General features: G+C 67.9%; 21 protein-coding genes. 11 read left to right on the forward strand and 10 right to left on the reverse strand.

The features are described 5' to 3' along the window. Window positions 1-103: 103 nt before the first annotated feature. The 7 genes from gstA (at window position 104) to ACE3RQ_RS02940 (ending at window position 4,996) form a co-directional block, all read left to right on the forward strand. Window positions 104-709 (forward strand): glutathione transferase GstA, encoded by a 606-nt coding sequence (gene gstA / locus ACE3RQ_RS02910; RefSeq protein ID WP_374519747.1) that lies wholly within the window; start codon window positions 104-106, stop codon window positions 707-709. Then, the gene (gene arsC / locus ACE3RQ_RS02915) at window positions 706-1,152 is read left to right on the forward strand and encodes an arsenate reductase (glutaredoxin) (protein WP_374519749.1); all 447 of its coding nucleotides are present in this window, start codon (window positions 706-708) and stop codon (window positions 1,150-1,152) included. The genes gstA and arsC overlap by 4 nt, the downstream gene beginning before the upstream one ends. A gap of 195 nt (window positions 1,153-1,347) precedes the next feature. Continuing rightward, window positions 1,348-2,025: a c-type cytochrome gene (locus ACE3RQ_RS02920; RefSeq protein ID WP_374519751.1), complete on the forward strand. Its 678-nt coding sequence runs from the start codon at window positions 1,348-1,350 to the stop codon at window positions 2,023-2,025. 6 nt (window positions 2,026-2,031) lie between these two features. Further along, window positions 2,032-2,511, forward strand: coding sequence for a hypothetical protein (locus ACE3RQ_RS02925; protein ID WP_374519753.1), 480 nt, complete (start codon window positions 2,032-2,034; stop codon window positions 2,509-2,511). A gap of 34 nt (window positions 2,512-2,545) precedes the next feature. Continuing rightward, complete coding sequence (locus ACE3RQ_RS02930) at window positions 2,546-3,037, forward strand: DUF6644 family protein (RefSeq protein ID WP_374519755.1); 492 nt, start codon at window positions 2,546-2,548, stop codon at window positions 3,035-3,037. A 26-nt stretch (window positions 3,038-3,063) separates the two neighbouring features. Beyond that, window positions 3,064-4,179, forward strand: a complete 1,116-nt coding sequence (locus ACE3RQ_RS02935) for a zinc-binding dehydrogenase (RefSeq protein WP_374519757.1) — start codon at window positions 3,064-3,066, stop codon at window positions 4,177-4,179. 136 nt (window positions 4,180-4,315) lie between these two features. Further along, entirely contained in the window at window positions 4,316-4,996 is a 681-nt protein-coding gene (locus ACE3RQ_RS02940) for a GntR family transcriptional regulator (RefSeq protein WP_374519759.1), read from the forward strand. Between the two features lie 132 nt (window positions 4,997-5,128). Here the strand turns inward: ACE3RQ_RS02940 and ACE3RQ_RS02945 are convergent, their stop codons facing one another. The 4 genes from ACE3RQ_RS02945 to ACE3RQ_RS02960 all read right to left on the reverse strand — a co-directional run bounded on the left by ACE3RQ_RS02945 (window position 5,129) and on the right by ACE3RQ_RS02960 (window position 8,227). Then, window positions 5,129-6,475 carry a type II toxin-antitoxin system HipA family toxin gene (locus ACE3RQ_RS02945; protein ID WP_374519761.1) on the reverse strand — a complete coding sequence of 449 codons (1,347 nt, stop codon included), beginning with the start codon at window positions 6,473-6,475 and terminating at the stop codon, window positions 5,129-5,131. A 7-nt stretch (window positions 6,476-6,482) separates the two neighbouring features. Next, entirely contained in the window at window positions 6,483-6,824 is a 342-nt protein-coding gene (locus ACE3RQ_RS02950) for a helix-turn-helix domain-containing protein (protein ID WP_374519763.1), read from the reverse strand. 166 nt (window positions 6,825-6,990) lie between these two features. Beyond that, on the reverse strand, window positions 6,991-7,458 hold the full coding sequence (locus tag ACE3RQ_RS02955) for a bacteriohemerythrin (RefSeq protein ID WP_374519765.1): 468 nt from the start codon (window positions 7,456-7,458) through the stop codon (window positions 6,991-6,993). Next, window positions 7,448-8,227, reverse strand: a complete 780-nt coding sequence (locus ACE3RQ_RS02960) for a FadR/GntR family transcriptional regulator (RefSeq protein WP_374519767.1) — start codon at window positions 8,225-8,227, stop codon at window positions 7,448-7,450. The genes ACE3RQ_RS02955 and ACE3RQ_RS02960 overlap by 11 nt, the downstream gene beginning before the upstream one ends. Window positions 8,228-8,317: 90 nt before the next feature. Here ACE3RQ_RS02960 and ACE3RQ_RS02965 point away from each other — a divergent pair, with 90 nt between their 5' ends. Both ACE3RQ_RS02965 and ACE3RQ_RS02970 read left to right on the forward strand, forming a co-directional pair. After that, the gene (locus ACE3RQ_RS02965) at window positions 8,318-9,316 is read left to right on the forward strand and encodes an amidohydrolase family protein (protein WP_374519769.1); all 999 of its coding nucleotides are present in this window, start codon (window positions 8,318-8,320) and stop codon (window positions 9,314-9,316) included. A gap of 76 nt (window positions 9,317-9,392) precedes the next feature. Beyond that, window positions 9,393-10,253: a sulfite oxidase heme-binding subunit YedZ gene (locus tag ACE3RQ_RS02970; RefSeq protein ID WP_374519771.1), complete on the forward strand. Its 861-nt coding sequence runs from the start codon at window positions 9,393-9,395 to the stop codon at window positions 10,251-10,253. Between the two features lie 17 nt (window positions 10,254-10,270). On the opposite strand, the gene ACE3RQ_RS02975 is transcribed toward ACE3RQ_RS02970, so the two are convergent. The 6 genes from ACE3RQ_RS02975 to ACE3RQ_RS03000 are packed head-to-tail and all read right to left on the reverse strand — an operon-like array spanning window position 10,271 to window position 14,846. Then, window positions 10,271-10,828: a flavin reductase family protein gene (locus tag ACE3RQ_RS02975; protein WP_374519773.1), complete on the reverse strand. Its 558-nt coding sequence runs from the start codon at window positions 10,826-10,828 to the stop codon at window positions 10,271-10,273. Between the two features lie 6 nt (window positions 10,829-10,834). After that, window positions 10,835-11,500 (reverse strand): 4-carboxy-4-hydroxy-2-oxoadipate aldolase/oxaloacetate decarboxylase, encoded by a 666-nt coding sequence (locus ACE3RQ_RS02980; RefSeq protein WP_374519775.1) that lies wholly within the window; start codon window positions 11,498-11,500, stop codon window positions 10,835-10,837. Continuing rightward, entirely contained in the window at window positions 11,497-12,165 is a 669-nt protein-coding gene (locus ACE3RQ_RS02985) for an RraA family protein (RefSeq protein WP_374519777.1), read from the reverse strand. The genes ACE3RQ_RS02980 and ACE3RQ_RS02985 overlap by 4 nt, the downstream gene beginning before the upstream one ends. A 3-nt stretch (window positions 12,166-12,168) precedes the next feature. Further along, window positions 12,169-12,828 carry an RraA family protein gene (locus ACE3RQ_RS02990; RefSeq protein WP_374519779.1) on the reverse strand — a complete coding sequence of 220 codons (660 nt, stop codon included), beginning with the start codon at window positions 12,826-12,828 and terminating at the stop codon, window positions 12,169-12,171. A gap of 39 nt (window positions 12,829-12,867) precedes the next feature. Then, window positions 12,868-13,863, reverse strand: coding sequence for a protocatechuate 3,4-dioxygenase (locus ACE3RQ_RS02995; protein WP_374519781.1), 996 nt, complete (start codon window positions 13,861-13,863; stop codon window positions 12,868-12,870). Window positions 13,864-13,883: 20 nt separating this feature from the next. Next, the gene (locus ACE3RQ_RS03000) at window positions 13,884-14,846 is read right to left on the reverse strand and encodes a 2Fe-2S iron-sulfur cluster-binding protein (RefSeq protein WP_374519783.1); all 963 of its coding nucleotides are present in this window, start codon (window positions 14,844-14,846) and stop codon (window positions 13,884-13,886) included. Between the two features lie 333 nt (window positions 14,847-15,179). Here ACE3RQ_RS03000 and ACE3RQ_RS03005 point away from each other — a divergent pair, with 333 nt between their 5' ends. Together ACE3RQ_RS03005 and ACE3RQ_RS03010 are read left to right on the forward strand one after the other, a co-directional pair. Continuing rightward, entirely contained in the window at window positions 15,180-16,304 is a 1,125-nt protein-coding gene (locus ACE3RQ_RS03005) for a porin (protein WP_374519785.1), read from the forward strand. Window positions 16,305-16,432: 128 nt separating this feature from the next. Continuing rightward, entirely contained in the window at window positions 16,433-17,212 is a 780-nt protein-coding gene (locus ACE3RQ_RS03010; protein ID WP_374519787.1) for a hypothetical protein, read from the forward strand. Window positions 17,213-17,238 lie beyond the last annotated feature (26 nt).

Consider the following 17,238-nt stretch of genomic DNA (forward strand, 5'->3'; position numbering starts at 1 on the left):
GGCCTCCCCAAAAGGCCCGGGGGCCGGCAGCCTCGTGCAAAGCCGGCTACCCTACGGGGCACCCCGCATCGGGGCCGTTCCGTTCCAACCTTTTGTTGACCCCATGAAACTCTTTTTCAGCCCCGGCGCCTGCTCGCTGTCGCCCCGCATCGTCCTGGAAGAACTCGGCTTGCCCTACGAGTCCGAGCGCGTGGACCTCAAGGCCAAGAAGACCGCCAGCGGCGCCGACTACGCCGCCCTCAACCCCAAGGGTTATGTGCCCGCGCTGCAACTCGACAGCGGCGAGCTGCTCACCGAAGGCCCGGCCATCGTGCAGTACCTGGCCGACCAGGTGCCCGCCAAGGGCCTGGCGCCGGCCAACGGTACCCTGGCGCGCTACCAGTTGCAAAGCTGGCTCACCTTCATCGGCACCGAGCTGCACAAGAACTTCAGCCCCTTCTTCAACCCCGCCGCCAGCGACGACTGGAAGGCCGGCGCCCGCGCCAACCTGGAGCGCCGCCTGGCCTACGTGAACGAGCAACTGGCCAGCCGCCCCTACCTGATGGGCGATGCCTTCAGCGTGGCCGACGCCTACCTCTTCGTGGTGCTGAGCTGGACGCGCATGCTCAAGATCGACCTGGCGCCGTGGCCCAACGTGGCCGCCTTCCTGGCCCGCGTGGGCCAGCGCCCGGCCGTGCAGGCCGCGCTGAAGGCCGAGGGCCTGGCGTGAGCGCCTACCAGTTGCCCCCCGGCTTTGCCGACGGCGTGACCGTGCTGCACAACCCGCGCTGCGGCACCTCGCGCAATGTGCTGGCGCTGATCCGCCACGCCGGCATCGAGCCGGTGGTGGTGGAGTACCTCAAGACCCCGCCCAGCCGCGAGCAACTGCTGGCCCTGCTGGCCGCCATGGGCGTGGGTGTCCGTGAGGTGTTGCGCGCCAAAGAGGCTGTTTGTGCCGAGTTGGGGCTGGACCGGCCCGGTGTGAGCGACGAGGCCATTCTGGACGCCATCGGCCAGCACCCGGTGCTGCTGAACCGGCCCATCGTGGTCACGCCGCGTGGCGCGGCCCTGTGCCGGCCCTCCGAGCGCGTGCTGGACCTGCTGCCCCCGCTGCCTGGCCCCTTCACCAAGGAAGACGGCGAGCGCGTGGTTGACCCGCGCACACCGGCCTGAGGCCCACGCCGCCCGGCCCGCCAGACCCGCCCCGTGGCCCCGCGCCCCGGGGCTTTTTTGTGTCCGTTCGGCCAGGGTTAACCCCAGGTTGACGCGAGGGGGGTGCTGAGAAATGATCGGAAAAGTTGCCTAGCAATTAAATATTTCAATCTTGCATCTTTTTGATGCAAGTCCGGTCTCACCCATCGCGCCCCGATGCCTCGCTTCATCGCCTCTTCTCTTGTCACCACGGCCCGCGCCCGCTGGCGGCACGGGTTCGTTCTCGTGCTGCTGGCCTGGCTGCCCGTGCTGGCCTCGGCCCAGGCCCGGGGCGAGGCACGCGCCGAGGCGCTGTACCGCCAGCATTGCGCCCAGTGCCACGGGGCCAACAAGCAGGGCGGGCCCGGTGTGCCCGACCTGTCGGGCGGTCTGGCGGCCTGGGGCCGCAGCGCCGAGTCCATCGCACAGACCATTCGCCACGGCATTCGCGTGCCCGGCCATGCGGCCACCCGGGGCGGCATCATGCCCGCCTTCAAGACCAATGCCGCCGAGTTCTCCGACGACGAGGTGCACGAACTGGTGGAATACCTCTTGCAACTGCGCCAGCAGCCGGCCGATGCCGCCGCCGCTTTGCGCGGCAAAGCCAACTTTGAATGGTGCGTGGCCTGCCACGGCCAGGACGCGCGCGGCAACACCAGCGTGGGCGGCCCCAACCTGCTGGCGCCGCGCCTGCAATACGGCGCCACGCGCCAGGCCCTGTTCGAGAGCATCGCCCAGGGCCGTGCCGGCACCTGCCCGCCCTGGGAAGGGCGCCTGGATGCCGCCGACATCGACACCCTGGCCCGTCACCTCGCTGGCGGCATGGCGAAGTCGCCCTCTCAATCCCAACCCTGAAACACCATGAGCCTGATCGAACGGGTAGACGCCAGCGCCTACGCGGAGTGGATTCGCAACTCCGACATCCTGTACCCCCTGCTGCAGGTGGTGCACATCATCGGCATCTCCATCGTGGTGGGCTCGCTCATCGCGGGCAATGTGCGAGTGCTCGGCGCCGCCCGCGACCTGCCGCTGCGCGATTTTTCGCGCCACCTCTACCGCTGGGTGCTGGTGGGGCTGGTGCTGTTCCTGCTGACCGGCGTGCACATGGCGGTGGCCTTTCTGCACATCTTCGCCGTCAACCCGGTGATGGGCATCAAGCTGGTGCTGCTGGCACTGGCCGTGGCCGTCAACGTCTATCTGTACCGCTGGCAGTTCGCGGCAGCGGTGGCCCCGACCCAGGCCGGCGCACGCCAGAAGGCGTTGGCGGCGCTGTCGGTGCTCTTGCTGCTGACCATCATCGTGATGGGCAAGTTGCTGGCCTACATCGGCGGCAAAGACTGATCTCCTGGGCCCCGGCCGAACCGCGCACCACACCATGACCGAATTCCTGCTTCAACTCAAATACTCCGCCTACGGCACCTGGGTCGGCACCTCGCTCTGGGGCTACGCCATCTTCGAGAGCCTGCACCTGATGGGCGTGGCCCTGCTGGTGGGCGCCATCACCCTCACCGACCTGCGCCTGCTGGGTTTCTCGCGCGTGCTGCCGGTGACGCTCACCGAGAAGTACTTGCTGCCCTGGGTGTGGTCGGGCTTCGCCATCGTGGTGTTCAGCGGCGTGAGCATGTTCATCACCGACGGTTCTTACTTTCTGGAGAACCCCTTCCTGCTGTCCAAGCTGGTGCTCATCGTGCTGGCCGGGCTGAACGCGGGCTTCTTCCAGTTCCGTGTGCACCGCAGCGTGGCGGCCTGGGACGCCCAGCAGCCTTCGCCCGCGCTGGCCCGCCTGTGCGCGGCCCTGTCCATCGGCTTCTGGTTCCTGGCCGTGGCCTGCGGCCGCCTGATCGCCTACCCCGAACTCTGGTCCTGAGCGGCCGCCTCACCCCTCGCCAACCCATGTCCCAAGCCACTGTTCGCGCGGCCGTCAAGACCGCGCCCGAAGTCATCGAAATTCGCGAGTTTCCCCGCCCCGTGGTGGCGCCCGACGCCGGCCTGCTGCGCGTGGAGTGCGCCGGCGTGGGCGGCAGCGACCCCGAGGTCTACCGCAAGCCCAACCACGCGCCCATCATCATGGGCCACGAAAACGTGGGCACCATCGACGAGGTGGGCGAGGTGGCCGCCCGGCGCTGGGGCGTGAAGGTGGGCGACCGCGTCGCCCTGCACGAGTACCTGCCCTGCTGGCACTGCGAGTGGTGCATGAAGGGCGACTTCCGCCTGTGCATGGAGGTGGACTTCTTCAACGTGAAAGACCGCCTCAACACCCCGCGCTTCGGCATGAGCACCTGCGAGGCCGCGCCGCACCTGTGGGGCGGTTTCGCCGAGTACATGCACCTGCCGGCCAACGCGGTGATGCACAAAATCCCGGCCCACCTTGACGCCCGTCTGGCCACGCTGGCCGTGCCTTTTGGCAACGGCGTGCAGTGGGCTTGTCTGGACGGTGGCGCCGGCCCGGGCAAGACGGTGCTGGTGTTCGGCCCCGGCCAGCAAGGCCTGGGCTGCGTGCTCGCGGCCAAGGCAGCGGGTGCCTACAACGTGATCCTGGTCGGCCTCACGCGCGACCGTGACCGGCTGGACCTGAGCTTGCACCTGGGCGCGGACGTGGCCATCGACGCCGAGCAGGAAGACCTCAGCCGCCGCGTGATGGAGATCACCGGCGGGCGTGGCGTGGACGTGGTGGTGGACACCACCGGCGACCCCACCGGCAGCGTGGCCGCCACGGCCGTGGCGCTGGCCGCCAAGGGCGCCTACCTCAGCCTCAACGGCCTGGAGCAGTCGGTGCCCATCGGTGAGATCAAGAAGCGCTACCTCACGGTGCGTGCCCCGCGCGGGCGCAGCTACGCCGCCGTGGAGCTGGCCCTGCGCTACATCGCCAGCGGGCGCTGGCCGCTGGAGCGCGTGTGCTCGCACGACTACCCGCTGGAGCAGGTGGACTTGGCCATCAAGGCCACCGCCGGCCGTGAGGTCAAGGGCGCCATTCACGTCACCGTCAGCCCCTGGCGGCGCGACGCCTGATCGTGCCGCTTTTGTGCCGGAACCCGCGCCAGACGCGGGTTTTGGGCGTTTTCCCTAGTGCCTTCCCCCAGGTGGTGGAGGGCATTTTCACGATAGCTGTGCTACCCTCGTGGGCTATCTTTTTGAGCTAACAATCGTGGACTCTGCAAACAACACGCCAGTGGTTGACGTGCCAGCGCGAATTGCCAATGAGATTCAGGCGCTGATCAACCGGGGCACGCTGTCGCCTGGTGTTCACCTGGGCCAGGCCGAACTGGCCGAGCGCTTCCAGACCAGCCGCGTGCCGGTGCGCGAAGCCCTCAAACTGCTCGCCGCACAAGGCAGCCTGCAACACGACCCCAACCGCGGTTTCTTCGTGGCCCCGCTCTCCAGCGATGAGGCCCGCCAGCTTTACCGCATGCGCCACCTGCTTGAGGTGGACCTGCTCTCCACCGTGGAGTGGCCCGACAAGCCGCGCCTGGCCCAGCTCAAGGCCATGGTGGCCGAGCTGGAAAGCATCGTGGCCGCCGACGACCGCTCGCAGTGGGCGGTGAAGCACCGCGAGTTCCAGCTCGCCATCTTTGACCTGTCGCCGCAGAAGCTCATCCTGCGCGAGATCGTGCGCCTCTGGGCCCTGACCGACCGCTACCGCTCGCTGCTGCTGGCCACGGGCAGCCCCAAGGGCAACAAGAAGGTGGGGCGCGCCTGCGAGCAAGAGCACAAGCTCATTGCCGCGCTGGAGCAGAAAGACCTCAAGCGCCTGATGGCCGTGTACGACGAGGAGCGCACCTACGTGGAAGAGGTGCTGCTGGGTGTGCTGCGCGACCGCGGCCTCTGATCCGCCGCCTCTCCAGCCAACACGCGCCCCGAGGGGCGCGTTTTTCATTGGGGCTCAGGCCTTGCCCGGCGCCGGTCGCTGGCCCGGCACCGGTCAGGCACATGGCGCGCGCATGCAAGGCCAATGCTTGCGCTAGGGCAGTCGCTTGCGCAGAGCGGGTGTGGACACGTCGTCCAGATGCCGGAACGCGGGCGCGATCTTGTCGATCTCCAGTGCGGACACGCCAGCGCGCTCAAAAAAGACCTTCCACTCGCGCACCGTCTTCCAGACATCGGCGATCAGTTGCTCGGCCTCTGGCGTCGAGAGGGTGAACCTGGCGTGGGCCGCCAGCGCGTTGTCGAGGGTGGCCAGGCGCCCTTGAGGGCCTATCCCCAGGTGCAGGAAGCGCTCGGTCGCCTGGCTGGCACGCGGCAAGACGTCGTACAGCGGGCTCAGGCGCCAGCCGGGCAATCTGGGGTCCCAGAGGAAGCCGTGGTTGCGCAGGTGGTCGTCATCGTTGCTGACAAAGATGTTGTAGACCATGCGCTTGAAGAGTTCTTCGTTGTCCGCGCGGATGACGCTTGGGTGGCAGTGGTCACGCACCGCTTGTGCAAGGTCGCCATAGCCCTTCGTGCGCGATTCCGTTTCGTCGCAAGCCACCATGGTCAGGCCACTGACGAAGCCCAGGCGGTGCTCCACCCGGCCATGGCCGGGCGTGGTGCGCAACAGGTCGTCCGCCGGGCCAGGCGCCGTGGTCGGTGCGGCCCAGTAGCGGTCGAAACGGCGGATGAGCATGACCTTGCGGTCGCCGACGGCGCGCATGTCGAGTGGGGGCACGCGCAGGCCGGCTTCAGCGGCCAGCCGCAGCGCGGCGCACTCCACGCCGGGAACGTCGAAGCGGTCTTGTCGGCTGGAGAACTTGGCCAGCCATAGCACCCCATCCTCGTCGCGCACCGAGGCCTTGGGGCGTGCGCCGCCGAGCGCGGTGCCGTCCACAAAGATGGCTTGCAGGTGCGCCGGTACCGGCAGCCCCTCTTCGATGCGGTCGGCGGCCTCCAACAGGTGTGTCAGGTCGTGTGACACCTGGGGGCCAAGGGTCGGGCCGTCGGTGATGTTGGAGCGGATGTCGAGCGCCCCCACGCGCTCACTGCCGGCGTGCAGCAGGTACTGGGATTCCGGCAGGCTGTTGGCCGGCGCCTTGAGCTTGGCCTCGATGACACGTCGCCCCCAGGCGTCGGGGGCGGCATCGCGAATGCCGCCGAACAGTGGCAGCCGGTTGATGGGCAGCAGGCGCTTGCCCAGCACGTCTTGCGGGCGGCGAAGACTCAGGCTGACGGGGTCGACCTCCAGGGCGTCCGGGCGCCGCGCGTAGTTCAGGCCGTAGGCAAAGCTGGCGGCTTGCACTTCGGTGCCTTGTTCGGTCATGAGCAACTGCCCGCATGGCTTCCACTGCGCGCCGAGGTGGGCGAAGACCATCAACTTGAGGTTCTGGCTTGCCATGGGCGGCTCAGAAATCGAGCTCTTTCAGCTCGGCCGCACTCAGGTCGCGAACGCGCTGGGTCTTCTCGCGTGCCGCCAGGGCCAGCAGAGCCGGCTCTGTTTCAGACAGCAGGTCCAGCAGGGTGCTGCCCGGCGAGATGGCCTCGAGATAGCGCAACACCTGCCCGATGGCGAGTCCCGGGTCTCCTTTTTCCAGGCGGTAGGCCGTGTTGCGGGACAGCCCGGCGCGCAAGGCGGCGTCTGACTGCTTCACTTGCCGCGCCTGGCGCAGCCGGGCGAGCAGCCGCCCCAGGCGAGCGCACTCCTCAAGCTGGCGAGGAGAAAGCATGGCGGTTTGGCTGACTTTCATGTTCGATTATTCGAGGCTAATCAGGTTAGAACTTGATTAAACGAACATCATAGCCAGTTGAAGTCGGTCAGGGATGACGAGATCGTGAAATCGATCGTCAGGGCTGTAAAACTCGATTTAACGATCATTTCGCCCGGTGATTGCGCCCAGTTCGCACCGCTGCCGCTCAGGCGATCTGGCGGCGCAGCACCACCGGCTTGCCACCGTGGCGGCGCTTGACCATCCAGGCCGCCAGGGCCGAGTCGAGGTAGTCGGCGTGGCCGGGGAACCACCGGGTGAGTTCTTCGGCGAAGCGGCGGGCGGTGGCCACGTCGCCGGCGCGGGCGCGTTCCAGCACTTCCACGGCCGAGGCCAGTACCTGGGCGTGCTCGGCGATGTGGCAGTCGGCGGCGGGGAAGTCGGTCTCTCGCATCCAGGTGTCTTCTTCGCCGAAGTGCCGGTGGGCGTGGTCGATGAAGGCCTGCACGCGCTGCGGCATGGTGGTGGCGTCGGCGTTCAGCAGGCCTTGCACCACGTCAACAAACTCGCGGTGGGTGGCGTCCATTTCGCCAAAGCCCAGCAGGAAGGCGTCATGCCAGGCGAAGGTGGCGGGGTCTTGGCTGGCGGCGGGGGTGGGGGCGGTGTCAGTCGGCATCGGCGGCAAGGGGGTGGGCGGGGCTGGGGACCTGTTGCAGGTAGTGGCCGGAGACGGCGCCCAGGTGCAGGCGCATGGCGGCGAAGGCAGCGGCCGGGTCGGCGCGGGCGATGGCGTCCACGATGGCGCGGTGCTGTTCGTTGGAGAGCTGGCGCTCGGCGGGCTGGATGGAGGCGCGGCGGAACTGCCGCCAGCCGGCCGTGCGGCGCAGGCGGTTCACCAGTTCCAGCAGCTCGATGAGCATGGCGTTGCGGGTGGTCTTGGCGATGCACATGTGCAGGGCGTAGTCCCAGCGCTCGTAGGCGTCGAGGTGGCTGGCCTCTTCGCGCTGGCGCAGGCATTCCCGCATCTCGGCGATGTCGGCCGGGCGCGCGCAGGTGGCCGCCAGTTCGGCCATGGCCGGCTCCAGGGCGTAGCGCACCTCCAGCAGCTCGCGCGGGCTCAGGCCCTGCGAGGTGTCGATGGCCAATGCGCCCTGGGTGGTGAGGGCGTGCAACTGGGGTGGCGCCAGGCCGCCGCCACCGGCGATGAAGGTGCCACGGCCCACGTGGCGAACGATCAGGCCGTCTTGTTCCAGCAAGGCCAGGGCGCGGCGCACGGTGTTGCGGCCAATGCCCAACTCGGCGGCGAGCTGCCGCTCGGGCGGCAGGCGGCGCTGGTGGGTCTTGAGCTGTTGTTCGAGGCGGTCGCGCAGCGCGCGCAGGGCCTTGGCCACCTCGGGCTGGTCGTCCAGGCCTTCGCTGGCGGGGGTGTCAGGGGATGGGGTCATGTGATGGAACCAATAAGAACCAATATTGCAACCGGTTCTGTGATGGTTCTACATTAAGCCAAGCCAATCGTCAACCCGAAGGAGATATTCATGATCATCGACTGCCACGGTCACGTCAGTCCCCCCGCCGAGCTGTGGGCTTACAAGGCGCTCATCTTGTCCCACCGTGGCGAACACGGTCGCCGCATGGCAGAGGTGACGGACGAGGAGATCCTGCACTACGCCAACAAGAAGGAAATGGCGCCGTGCGGCCACATCGACATGCTCGACCGCGTGGGCACCGACCTGCAGATGCTCTCGCCCCGGCCCTTCCAGATGATGCACAACACCAAGCCGGGCAAATTGGTTCATTGGTTCACCGAAGAGACCAACAACATCATTGCCCGCACCTGCCAGTTGCTGCCCGACCGTTTCGTGCCGGTGGCCGGCCTGCCCCAGGTCTCGGGTGACCGCATCGAGAACGTGCTGCCCGAACTGGAGCGCTGCGTGAAGATGGGCTTTCGTGGTGTGCTGTTCAACCCCGATCCCTACGAGAACAGCGGCACCGAGGCCCCGCCCCTGGGCGACCGCTACTGGTACCCGCTGTACGAGAAGCTGTGCGAGTACGACATCCCGATGCACATCCACGCCACTGGCTCGTACTCGGAGCGCACGCCTTACACGCTGCACTTCATCAACGAGGAAACCATCGCGGTGTATGGCCTGGTGAACTCGGACGTGTTCAAGGACTTCCCCAACCTGAAGGTGATCTGCTCGCACGGCGGCGGCTCCATTCCTTACCAGATCGGGCGCTTCCAGTCGGGCGGCTACCGCAAGGGGCACGACTTCCTGGACGGTCTGCGCAACATCTACTTCGACACGGTGCTGTATTCGGAAGAGGCGCTGCGCCTGCTGATCAAGACCGTGGGCGTGGACCGCTGCCTGTTCGCCGCCGAGTGCCCGGGCGTGGGCTCCACCATCAACCCGGCCACCGGCCGCACCATGGACGACATCAAGCCCTACATCGACGGCTTCGATTGGCTCACCGATGCCGACCGCCAGATGATTTACGAAGACAACGCCCGCAAGGTGTTCAACCTGAAGATCTGATAGCCTGCGCGCCGCCGCTGCCCGGCGGGTCATGAGGATGCGCCGGGCCGGCGGCTTTGTTGCCACGGTGCCCACCATGTCCCTCGTCCCCTGGCGCGATCCGCGCGGCCGCTTCTCTTTCTTCAAGCTCACGGTGCTGGCGGCCTTGGTGTTGCCAGGGCTGTGGACGGTGGGCATGGCACTGGGTGGCGGCTTCGCCCACTCGGTGCTGCCCTCGCTCATTTATTACAGCGGCATCTGGTCGCTGTGGGCGCTGCTGGCCTGCCTGGCCGTCACGCCGCTGAGCCAGATCGGTGCCTGGCACTCGCTGGTGTGGGTGCGGCGCCAGCTCGGCGTGGGCGCGTTGGTGTACGCCTTGCTGCACGTGCTGGCCTATGTGGCCATTCGCCGGGCCGACTGGCTGGCCATGGCAGGCGAGATCGTGGGGCGCTGGTCGATTGCCTTCGCCACCGTGGCCACGCTGGGCTTGCTTGCCCTGGGCCTGACCTCCACCGACGGTGCCGTGCGGCGCCTGGGCGGGCGGCGCTGGAAGCGCTTGCAGCGCACGGTGTACCTCTGGGCCCCGTTGGGCCTGCTGCACTTTTTGCTCTCGCCGCTGGCGGTGGGCCCGCTGCCTTTTGTGATGGTGGGTTGTCTGGCCTGGCTGCTGGCCTGGCGGTGGCTGGCGCGGTCGCCCCGTCACCCCGGGCGGGCCAAGGCCACGGTGGTGTTGCTGGGCCTGTCGGTGGTGGTGGCCTTGTTCACCGCGGGCTTTGAGATCGTGTGGCTGGACTGGGTGCAAGACCTGCCGCCTGCCCTGATCGCCCAGGCCAACTTCGAGCTGGACCTAGGCCTCTCAGCCCTGTGGACGGTGGCCCTGCTGGGCCTGGCGGTGGTGGCCTGGGGCCGCTGGCGACACCCCCGCCACCACGCCCGGCCCGCGCACCCGCCGCGCTGACACCGGGCCGGTGGGGTTCACCACCAAGAGTCCACCTGGTTGGGCCAGGTGGGCATCCACAGCAGGTCGGCCATGGGCGGGGTGTTGGCGGCCGAGAAGCCGCCGTAGCCACCGTGGGCGAACATCAGCGGCTTCACGTCGGTGGGGCGCACCTTCACCGCTTCGATCGAGCCCAGCAGGATGTCGTGCGAGCCGGCCTCGATGGCGCTGGTGAGGCGGCAATCGAAGCCCACCAGGGCACTCTCCAGCACGGGGGCGCCGGTGGCCAGCGTCTGCCACAGGCCCTGGCCGAATTTTTCCTCGGGGGCGATGGGGCTGGCGAAGCGGTCGGCCAGGGGCCGGTCGTCGTAGGCCAGCACGTTCACCGCGAAGATGCCCGATTGCTTGATGGCGGCGTAAGAGCCGTTCTTGCGGTTCACGCACACCAGCAGGGTGGGGGGCTCGGCCGTCACCGAGCACACCGCGGTGGCCGTCAGGCCGCTGCGCTGGCCCTCGCCCTGTGAGGTGGTGATCAGGCACACACCGGCGGCCAGGCGGCGCATGCCGGCCTTGAACTCGTCGAGGCTGATGGTCATGGTGCGTTACCCGAAGTTGAAGAGGCGCATGGTGGTTTCACCGGCCTCGATGCGGCGCAACTGGTCGGCCTCGGCGGCTTCGCGCTGGCGCGAGGCCTCGATGACGGCATCGGCGCGTTCGCGTGGAATGGCCACCACGCCGTCGCCGTCGCCCACCACCAGGTCACCGGCGTTGACGGTGACGTTGTCGAACAGGGTGGGGTGGCCGATCCAGCCGCGCGCGCCAAAGTCTTTGCCGGTGCCGCGAATGCACAGGCCGCGTGCGAACACCGGAAAACCGATGTCGCCCAGCAGTTCGCCGTCGCGCACGCAGCCGTCGATCACCAGGGCGGCCAGGCCGCGCACCTTGGCGGCGGTGGCCATGATTTCGCCCCAGTAGCCGTGCTCGTAGGCGCCAGACACGCTCACCACCAGCACGTCGCCCGGCTGGGCGGCGTAGATGGCGCGGTGCAGCCAGAGGTTGTCGCCACCGGGCGATTGCACCGTGAGGGCCGGGCCGGCGAAGCGCATGCCTCGCGCCACCGGCTTGATGGCCATGGGCATCACGCCGATCTTGCCGGCGGCTTCGTGCAAGGTGGCCGTGGGCAGGCCGGTGGCGGCGGCCACGGTGGCGGCCGAGACGCGCTCGAAGTCGGTGCGCGTGGTCAGGGCCGGGTCAAGGCGGTCGCTCATTGGGCCTCCCGGGTCTGGAGCTGGTGGTACTTGAACTGGCGGCGGGCCTCGTCCAGGCGCACGCCGCCGCGGGTGGTGTCGCGAATCTTCTGCTCGGCGGCCTCGATCTCTTCGGCCACGGCCAGCACGCGGTCTTCGTGTTGCTTCGGGATCACCACCACGCCATCGGTGTCGCCCTTGAGGATGTCGCCCGGGGCCACGCGCGCGCCGCCGATGTTCACCGGCACGCCGGTGGCTTCCACTTGCACGCGGTCTTTGCCGGTGCGCATCCAGTTGTCGATGGAGAACACCGGGTAGCCCAGCGAGAGGCACAGGTGGGTGTCGCGGTTGATGCCGTTGATCACCGTGCCGGCGATGCCGCGGCGGTGCGCGATCTCGGTGAGGATGTCGCCCCACACGGTGGCGTCTTCGCGGCCGTTGTTGTCCAGCACGATCACGCTGCCGGGCTCGATGTCGTCGATGTAGTCACCCACCGTGCCGGGCGGGTTGGCGGCCGGGCCGTACTTCAGCGTCCAGGCGCGGCCGGCGAGGCGGAAGTTGGGGTCGCGCGGCTTGATCTTGTAGCACTGGCCCACGATGCCCAGCTTGTCGAGCGCGTCGCTCAGGGTGGGGGTGTCGAGCTTGGCGGCGCGCGCCACGTTGGTGTCGGTTGGGGCTTGGGTCATGGTTCAGTTCTCCAGCATGTGTTCGTAGTTGCCGGCCATCACTTGGCCGATGGCGGTGCCGCCCAGGATGGCGCGGGCCATGGCGGCTTCTTTGGCGACGATGGTTTCGGCGGCTTGCAGCACGCGCTCGATGTCGGCCGCGGCAATGAAGATGGCGCCGCTGCCGTCGCACAGCACGTAGTCGCCACCGTCCACGGCGATCTCGCCAATGCGCACCGGCACGTTGGTGCCTTTTTCCACCACGCGGCCGCGGGCGGTGAGGGCGGTGAGGCTGCGGCTGAAGATGGGGAATTCGTAGGCCACGGCCTCGTCCACGTCGCGCAGCGGGCCGTCGGCGATCACGCCGGCCACGCCGCGCACCTTGGCGCCCAGCGTGAGCAGGCCGCCCCAGCAACCGGCTTCGATGCCGGTGCGCTGCTCGACCACGATCACGTGGTCGGGGCCGGCCATTTCAATGGCGGTGCAGCCCAGGTGCTTGGGTGGTCCGGGCGGGGGCTCACCGGTGCCGAGCTTCACGGTGATCACCTGGCCGGCGATGCGGCCTTTGCCAGAGCGTTGGGGCAGGCCGGTGGCGGTGCCACGCAGGCCGAGTTTGTCCAGGGCGTCGGACACCGCGCAGGCGTCCAGGCGGCGCAGGCGCCGCACGTAGTCGGATGGGTTCATGGGCTGGGGTGGGTGGGGGTGGAAGGGAAGGGCGCCGCTTCAGGGCAGCCAGTGCACGAAGGCCATGGCGTTGCCGGTGCCGGCCAGCGAGCGGTAGCAGGGCACGTAGTCCACCACCGTGGGCTTGAGGCCGCCGGCCTGCATGGCCGAGGCCACGGGAATCCAGTTCTTCATCTCGGAGGTGCCGGCCTGGAAGTACGACTCTTGCACCTGCGTGATGCGGTCGACATCGCCATCGGTGATGGCCGACAGCAGGAGCTGGTCGAGTTCTTCGTCGATGGTGAAGTGCGTCAGCCCGCCCGAGGCGAACACCGCCACGCGGGCGTCGCTGTCCCAGGCCTCGATGGCGCGGAACAGGGCGCGGCCGAAGTCGGCGCAGCGCTTGGCCGTGGGCTGGTTGGGCGGGTAGAAGGTGTTCACCAGCACCGGCACGGTGGGCACCACGCGGTCGCTCATGATCTGGCGGAACACGAAGCCGAAGGCGTGCGGTGTCTCGTCACCGGGCAGGCGCTTGAGGGCGGTGATGTCGAACTCGCTGCCGATCAGGTGCTCGGTGAGGTGGCGGCCCAGGTCAGGCACCGCTTCGTGCACCGCGCCACCGGGCGGGATGTGCCCGCTCACCGACACCGCCACGCCGGGCGGCAGGCTGGCCATGCGCTCGGGCGTGTACTCGCTGTTGATGATCTGGTCGCCCCAGAGCACGCTGAAGGCGGGCACCAGGTCGTCGTTGAAGATTTCCATCTGGTCGTTGCCCACGATCACCGCGATGTCGGGCTTGACCTCGTCGTACAGGCGGGCCAGCTCGCTGATGGCGCGGCGGCACTGCGCGTGGCGCGCGCGCCAGACGTCCAGCGTGATCTGCTGGTCCAGCCGCTCGGGCGTGCGCAGTTGCGCCAGCTCATCAAAGCTGTAGGTCTGGCCCCGGAAGGGGTGGCGCATGCCTTTGTCGGCGGTGACGCGTAGGTCCCACTGCTCGGGCGGGGTGGAGAGCATCGGCCCGTGAGAGGTGCCGACGCCCAGAACGATCTTGGCCATGGGGGGGTCTTTCGCGAAGGTCAGAGGTCAAGGACCAGACGGGCGCTCTTGGCCCCGGAGCAGCAGACCATCATGGTGCTGTTCGAGGCCCGCTCGCTGGGGGTGAGGATGGCGTCGCGGTGGTCCACCTCGCCTTGCAGCACCGCCACTTCGCAGTAGCCGCACACGCCTTGCAGGCAAGAGGAATTCACGCTCACGTTGTGGGCGGTGAGCACTTCCAGAATGCTCTTGCCCTGGGGCACGGTCAGCTCGCCGCCGGTGCGCGCCAGTTCCACCACGAAGCCGCCGTCGGTGGCGGCGGCCTGCACCGCGCCGAAGTGCTCCAGGTGCACGGTCTCGGGCTGGCGCGAGGCGGCGGCGGCTTCGTAGGCCGCCAGCATGGGGGCCGGGCCGCAGCAGTACAGGTGGGCATCGGGCGCGGCCTTGGCCACCAGGGCTTGCAGGTCCAGCAGGTGGCCGGCCTCTTCGTCGAAGTGCAGGTGCACGCGATCACCGAAGGCGGCCATTTCGTCCAGGAAGGCGGCGTCGGCGCGCGAGCGGCACGAGTACCACAGCTCCCACGAGGCACCGATGGCCTGCAGGCGCTGCGCCATGCACCAGATGGGCGTGATGCCGATGCCGCCGGCGACCAGCACGGTGTGCGGTGCGTCTTCTTTCAGCGGGAAGTGGTTGCGCGGCTCGGACAGCGACATCTCGGTGCCGGCCATGAGCTTCTCGTGGATGTAGCGCGAGCCGCCACGGCTTTTCGGGTCGAGCTTGACGCCCACCACGTACGACTTCAGGCCCTGGCCGGCGCGCACCAGCGAGTAGGGGCGCACCGTGCCATTGGGCAGGTGCAGGTCAACGTGGGCACCGGGGGCCACGTCGGGCATGGCCTGGCCGTCGAGCCGGACAAATTCGTACAGGTGGGTGTCGCGCGCGGCGTAGGTGATGGAGCGCAGCCGCACCGCAAGGGGGCCGTTGGGCGGGGTGTTGGCGTTCATAAGGCTTCTCGGGGTTCTGTCGGCACAGGCCGCAGAAGCGCCTGTTTTGCCAAGATGGTAGCCTATATTGAATAGCAATCTTGCAATTCACAACAGCTAGTGAAAACCACTATTAGATGTGTTATTCACGATGGTAGAGTCGCCGGCGTTGGATGGACTCCAGCACGCATGCCCTAGCCGACATCCCGCAAAGACGCCGGCGACTGCATGAGTCCAGGGCATGGGCTGAGCGCCGCAGGCGCGGGCACCAGCTTCCTGATCACACAAATGGCGCGCCGCCTGATGCGCGCTCACTGCCCCACCCCCGGGGGGCGAACCTTGAGGAGAGACAGCATGAAACTCGGATTGATTGGCGTGGCAGCCCTGATGGCCTGCGCACCCGCGATGGCGCAGGAGGGCGGCATCAAAACCGCCGTGAAGGGCACCGACCTCACCATCTACGGTGTGTTCGACCTGTACGCCGCGCGTTACTCCACCACCGCGGCCGGCGTCACCGACACCACCACCGAAGTCGGCTCTGGCGGCGTGGGCGGCTCGCGCCTGGGCTTCCTGGCCTCGCGCAACGTGAACGCCGACCTGACCGTGGGTGGCCGCCTGGAGGCGGGCATCAACCTGGACTCGGGCCGCATCGGTTCGTCCACCAACCCGGTCGAGGCCACCGCCCGCACCGACCGCGTGTGGTCGCGCCAGGCTTACCTGTCGATCGCCAGCAAGAAGTTTGGTGAAGTGCGCCTGGGCCGCCAGCAAGGCCCCACCTACCAGTTCATGACGCAGTACGACCCGATCCTGATGCCCACGGTGGACGGCTGGGGCGTGCTGACCACGCTGGGTTCGCAAGTGGCGGGTTCGACCTCGGGCTTCTACATCAACCCGACCATCCGCACCGACAACACCATCTACTACCAGTCGCCCGAGTTCAACGGCTTTCACGTGAAGACCTCGTACGCCGGCCGTGACTCGAAGGACACCGACAAGTCGATCTTCGACTTCTCGCTGAACTACGGCAAAGGCCCGCTCAACGCCAGCCTGCTGCTGCTGCGCGCCAGCGGCTCCAAGACCAGCACCGACGTGAACGAAGCCGCCCTGGCCGCTTCGTACGACTTCGGCGTGGTCAAGCCCTACATCACCCTCATCCAGCGCGACACCACCAACCCGGCCCTCACCGGCGGTGACAACAGCAACCAGCGCACCGCGCTGCTGGGTGCCATCGTGCCGGTGTCCAAGGAAGGCCAGATCCGCCTGAGCCTGGGCCGCTACAGCAACCAGCGCGCCAACCGCGACGCCACCGGCCTGGCCATTGCCTACACCCACGACGTGGCGCCGGGCTTCATGGTCTACGGCGGCCTGTCGCTGCTGCGCCAAGACTCGGATTCGCGCATCCCCATCTTCACCAGCGCTATCCCCGACAAGGGCAAGTCGGTGAACGCCATCACCGTGGGCGCGGCGTTCCGCTTCTGATGCGGGCCTGACCGGCCCTGTCGCGACACAAGGCACCACCCCAGCCGGGTGGTGCGCTTGAGCTATCAGGCCTCGCCTGAGGGCGGCGCTCGCCCTGGCGAGGCCTTTGTCTTGTGGAGGATGAACGAGTGAAATTCCAAAAAATGGCGCAGGCACTGGCCTGCACCACCGTGGCCCTGGCCAGCTCGCTGGTCTTTGCCCAAACCGCCGCGCCGCGCGCCGTGGGCCCGGCCACGCAGGCCGCCGCCGAGCGCGCGCCAGTGAACTTCAATGGCGTCTGGGAGATGCTGGACGCCAAGGCCGTGACCCGCCCGGGTGGCCCCAAGGCGCCGTATACCGAAAAGTACGCCAAGGAGATGGCCCACTTCACCAAGCACTTCGACGTGAATGACGTGGACGACCGCATCAAGCTGTGCGACGACCGCGGCATGCCGTGGGTGATGAGCTCGCGCGCCCGCACCTACCCGCACGAGATCTACCAGAACGAAGACCGCATGTTCATGCTGTTCGAGGGCATGGACACCGAGCGCAACGTCCACATCGGCCAGACGGCGTTCCCGACCGATGACGGTGCCTCGGTGCAGGGCTATTCCATCGGCCGCTGGGAAGGCAAGACCCTGGTCATCGAGACGCGCAAGCTGATGCCGCGCCCCATGCCAGATCCGTTCCCGCGCAGCGCCAAGGCCCGCGTGATCGAGCGCTGGACCATGGAGACGCTGCCCGAGGTGGGTGACGTCATCAACGTGGAAGGCGTCTACGAAGACCCCGAGGTCTACACCGAGCCGCAGAAGATCACCCAGAAATGGAAGCGGGCCCAGCCGGGCGTGCGCATCCTTTCCTACAACTGCCCGCAAGCCCTGTGGGACAGCCACCTGGCCAAGCGCAAGAAGGAACTGGGCCTGCCCTGATCACGGCCTGAGCCCAGCCGCTCAAC

Source organism: Hydrogenophaga sp., from assembly GCF_041913525.1.
In the GTDB taxonomy this organism is placed as follows: Bacteria; Pseudomonadota; Gammaproteobacteria; order Burkholderiales; family Burkholderiaceae_C; genus Hydrogenophaga.

Coding starts and splice junctions, on each gene's coding strand:
- ACE3RQ_RS02925 (WP_374519753.1), top strand. CDS start 2,032: ATGAGCCTGATCGAACGGGTAGACGCCAGCGCCTACGCGGAGTGGATT.
- ACE3RQ_RS02945 (WP_374519761.1), bottom strand. CDS start 6,475: ATGGCAAGCCAGAACCTCAAGTTGATGGTCTTCGCCCACCTCGGCGCG.
- ACE3RQ_RS03000 (WP_374519783.1), bottom strand. CDS start 14,846: ATGAACGCCAACACCCCGCCCAACGGCCCCCTTGCGGTGCGGCTGCGC.
- ACE3RQ_RS02995 (WP_374519781.1), bottom strand. CDS start 13,863: ATGGCCAAGATCGTTCTGGGCGTCGGCACCTCTCACGGGCCGATGCTC.
- ACE3RQ_RS02950 (WP_374519763.1), bottom strand. CDS start 6,824: ATGAAAGTCAGCCAAACCGCCATGCTTTCTCCTCGCCAGCTTGAGGAG.
- ACE3RQ_RS02975 (WP_374519773.1), bottom strand. CDS start 10,828: ATGACCATCAGCCTCGACGAGTTCAAGGCCGGCATGCGCCGCCTGGCC.
- ACE3RQ_RS02985 (WP_374519777.1), bottom strand. CDS start 12,165: ATGACCCAAGCCCCAACCGACACCAACGTGGCGCGCGCCGCCAAGCTC.
- ACE3RQ_RS02970 (WP_374519771.1), top strand. CDS start 9,393: ATGTCCCTCGTCCCCTGGCGCGATCCGCGCGGCCGCTTCTCTTTCTTC.
- ACE3RQ_RS02980 (WP_374519775.1), bottom strand. CDS start 11,500: ATGAGCGACCGCCTTGACCCGGCCCTGACCACGCGCACCGACTTCGAG.
- gstA (WP_374519747.1), top strand. CDS start 104: ATGAAACTCTTTTTCAGCCCCGGCGCCTGCTCGCTGTCGCCCCGCATC.
- ACE3RQ_RS02930 (WP_374519755.1), top strand. CDS start 2,546: ATGACCGAATTCCTGCTTCAACTCAAATACTCCGCCTACGGCACCTGG.
- ACE3RQ_RS02955 (WP_374519765.1), bottom strand. CDS start 7,458: ATGCCGACTGACACCGCCCCCACCCCCGCCGCCAGCCAAGACCCCGCC.
- ACE3RQ_RS03005 (WP_374519785.1), top strand. CDS start 15,180: ATGAAACTCGGATTGATTGGCGTGGCAGCCCTGATGGCCTGCGCACCC.
- ACE3RQ_RS02935 (WP_374519757.1), top strand. CDS start 3,064: ATGTCCCAAGCCACTGTTCGCGCGGCCGTCAAGACCGCGCCCGAAGTC.
- ACE3RQ_RS02990 (WP_374519779.1), bottom strand. CDS start 12,828: ATGAACCCATCCGACTACGTGCGGCGCCTGCGCCGCCTGGACGCCTGC.
- ACE3RQ_RS02920 (WP_374519751.1), top strand. CDS start 1,348: ATGCCTCGCTTCATCGCCTCTTCTCTTGTCACCACGGCCCGCGCCCGC.
- ACE3RQ_RS02960 (WP_374519767.1), bottom strand. CDS start 8,227: ATGACCCCATCCCCTGACACCCCCGCCAGCGAAGGCCTGGACGACCAG.
- ACE3RQ_RS02965 (WP_374519769.1), top strand. CDS start 8,318: ATGATCATCGACTGCCACGGTCACGTCAGTCCCCCCGCCGAGCTGTGG.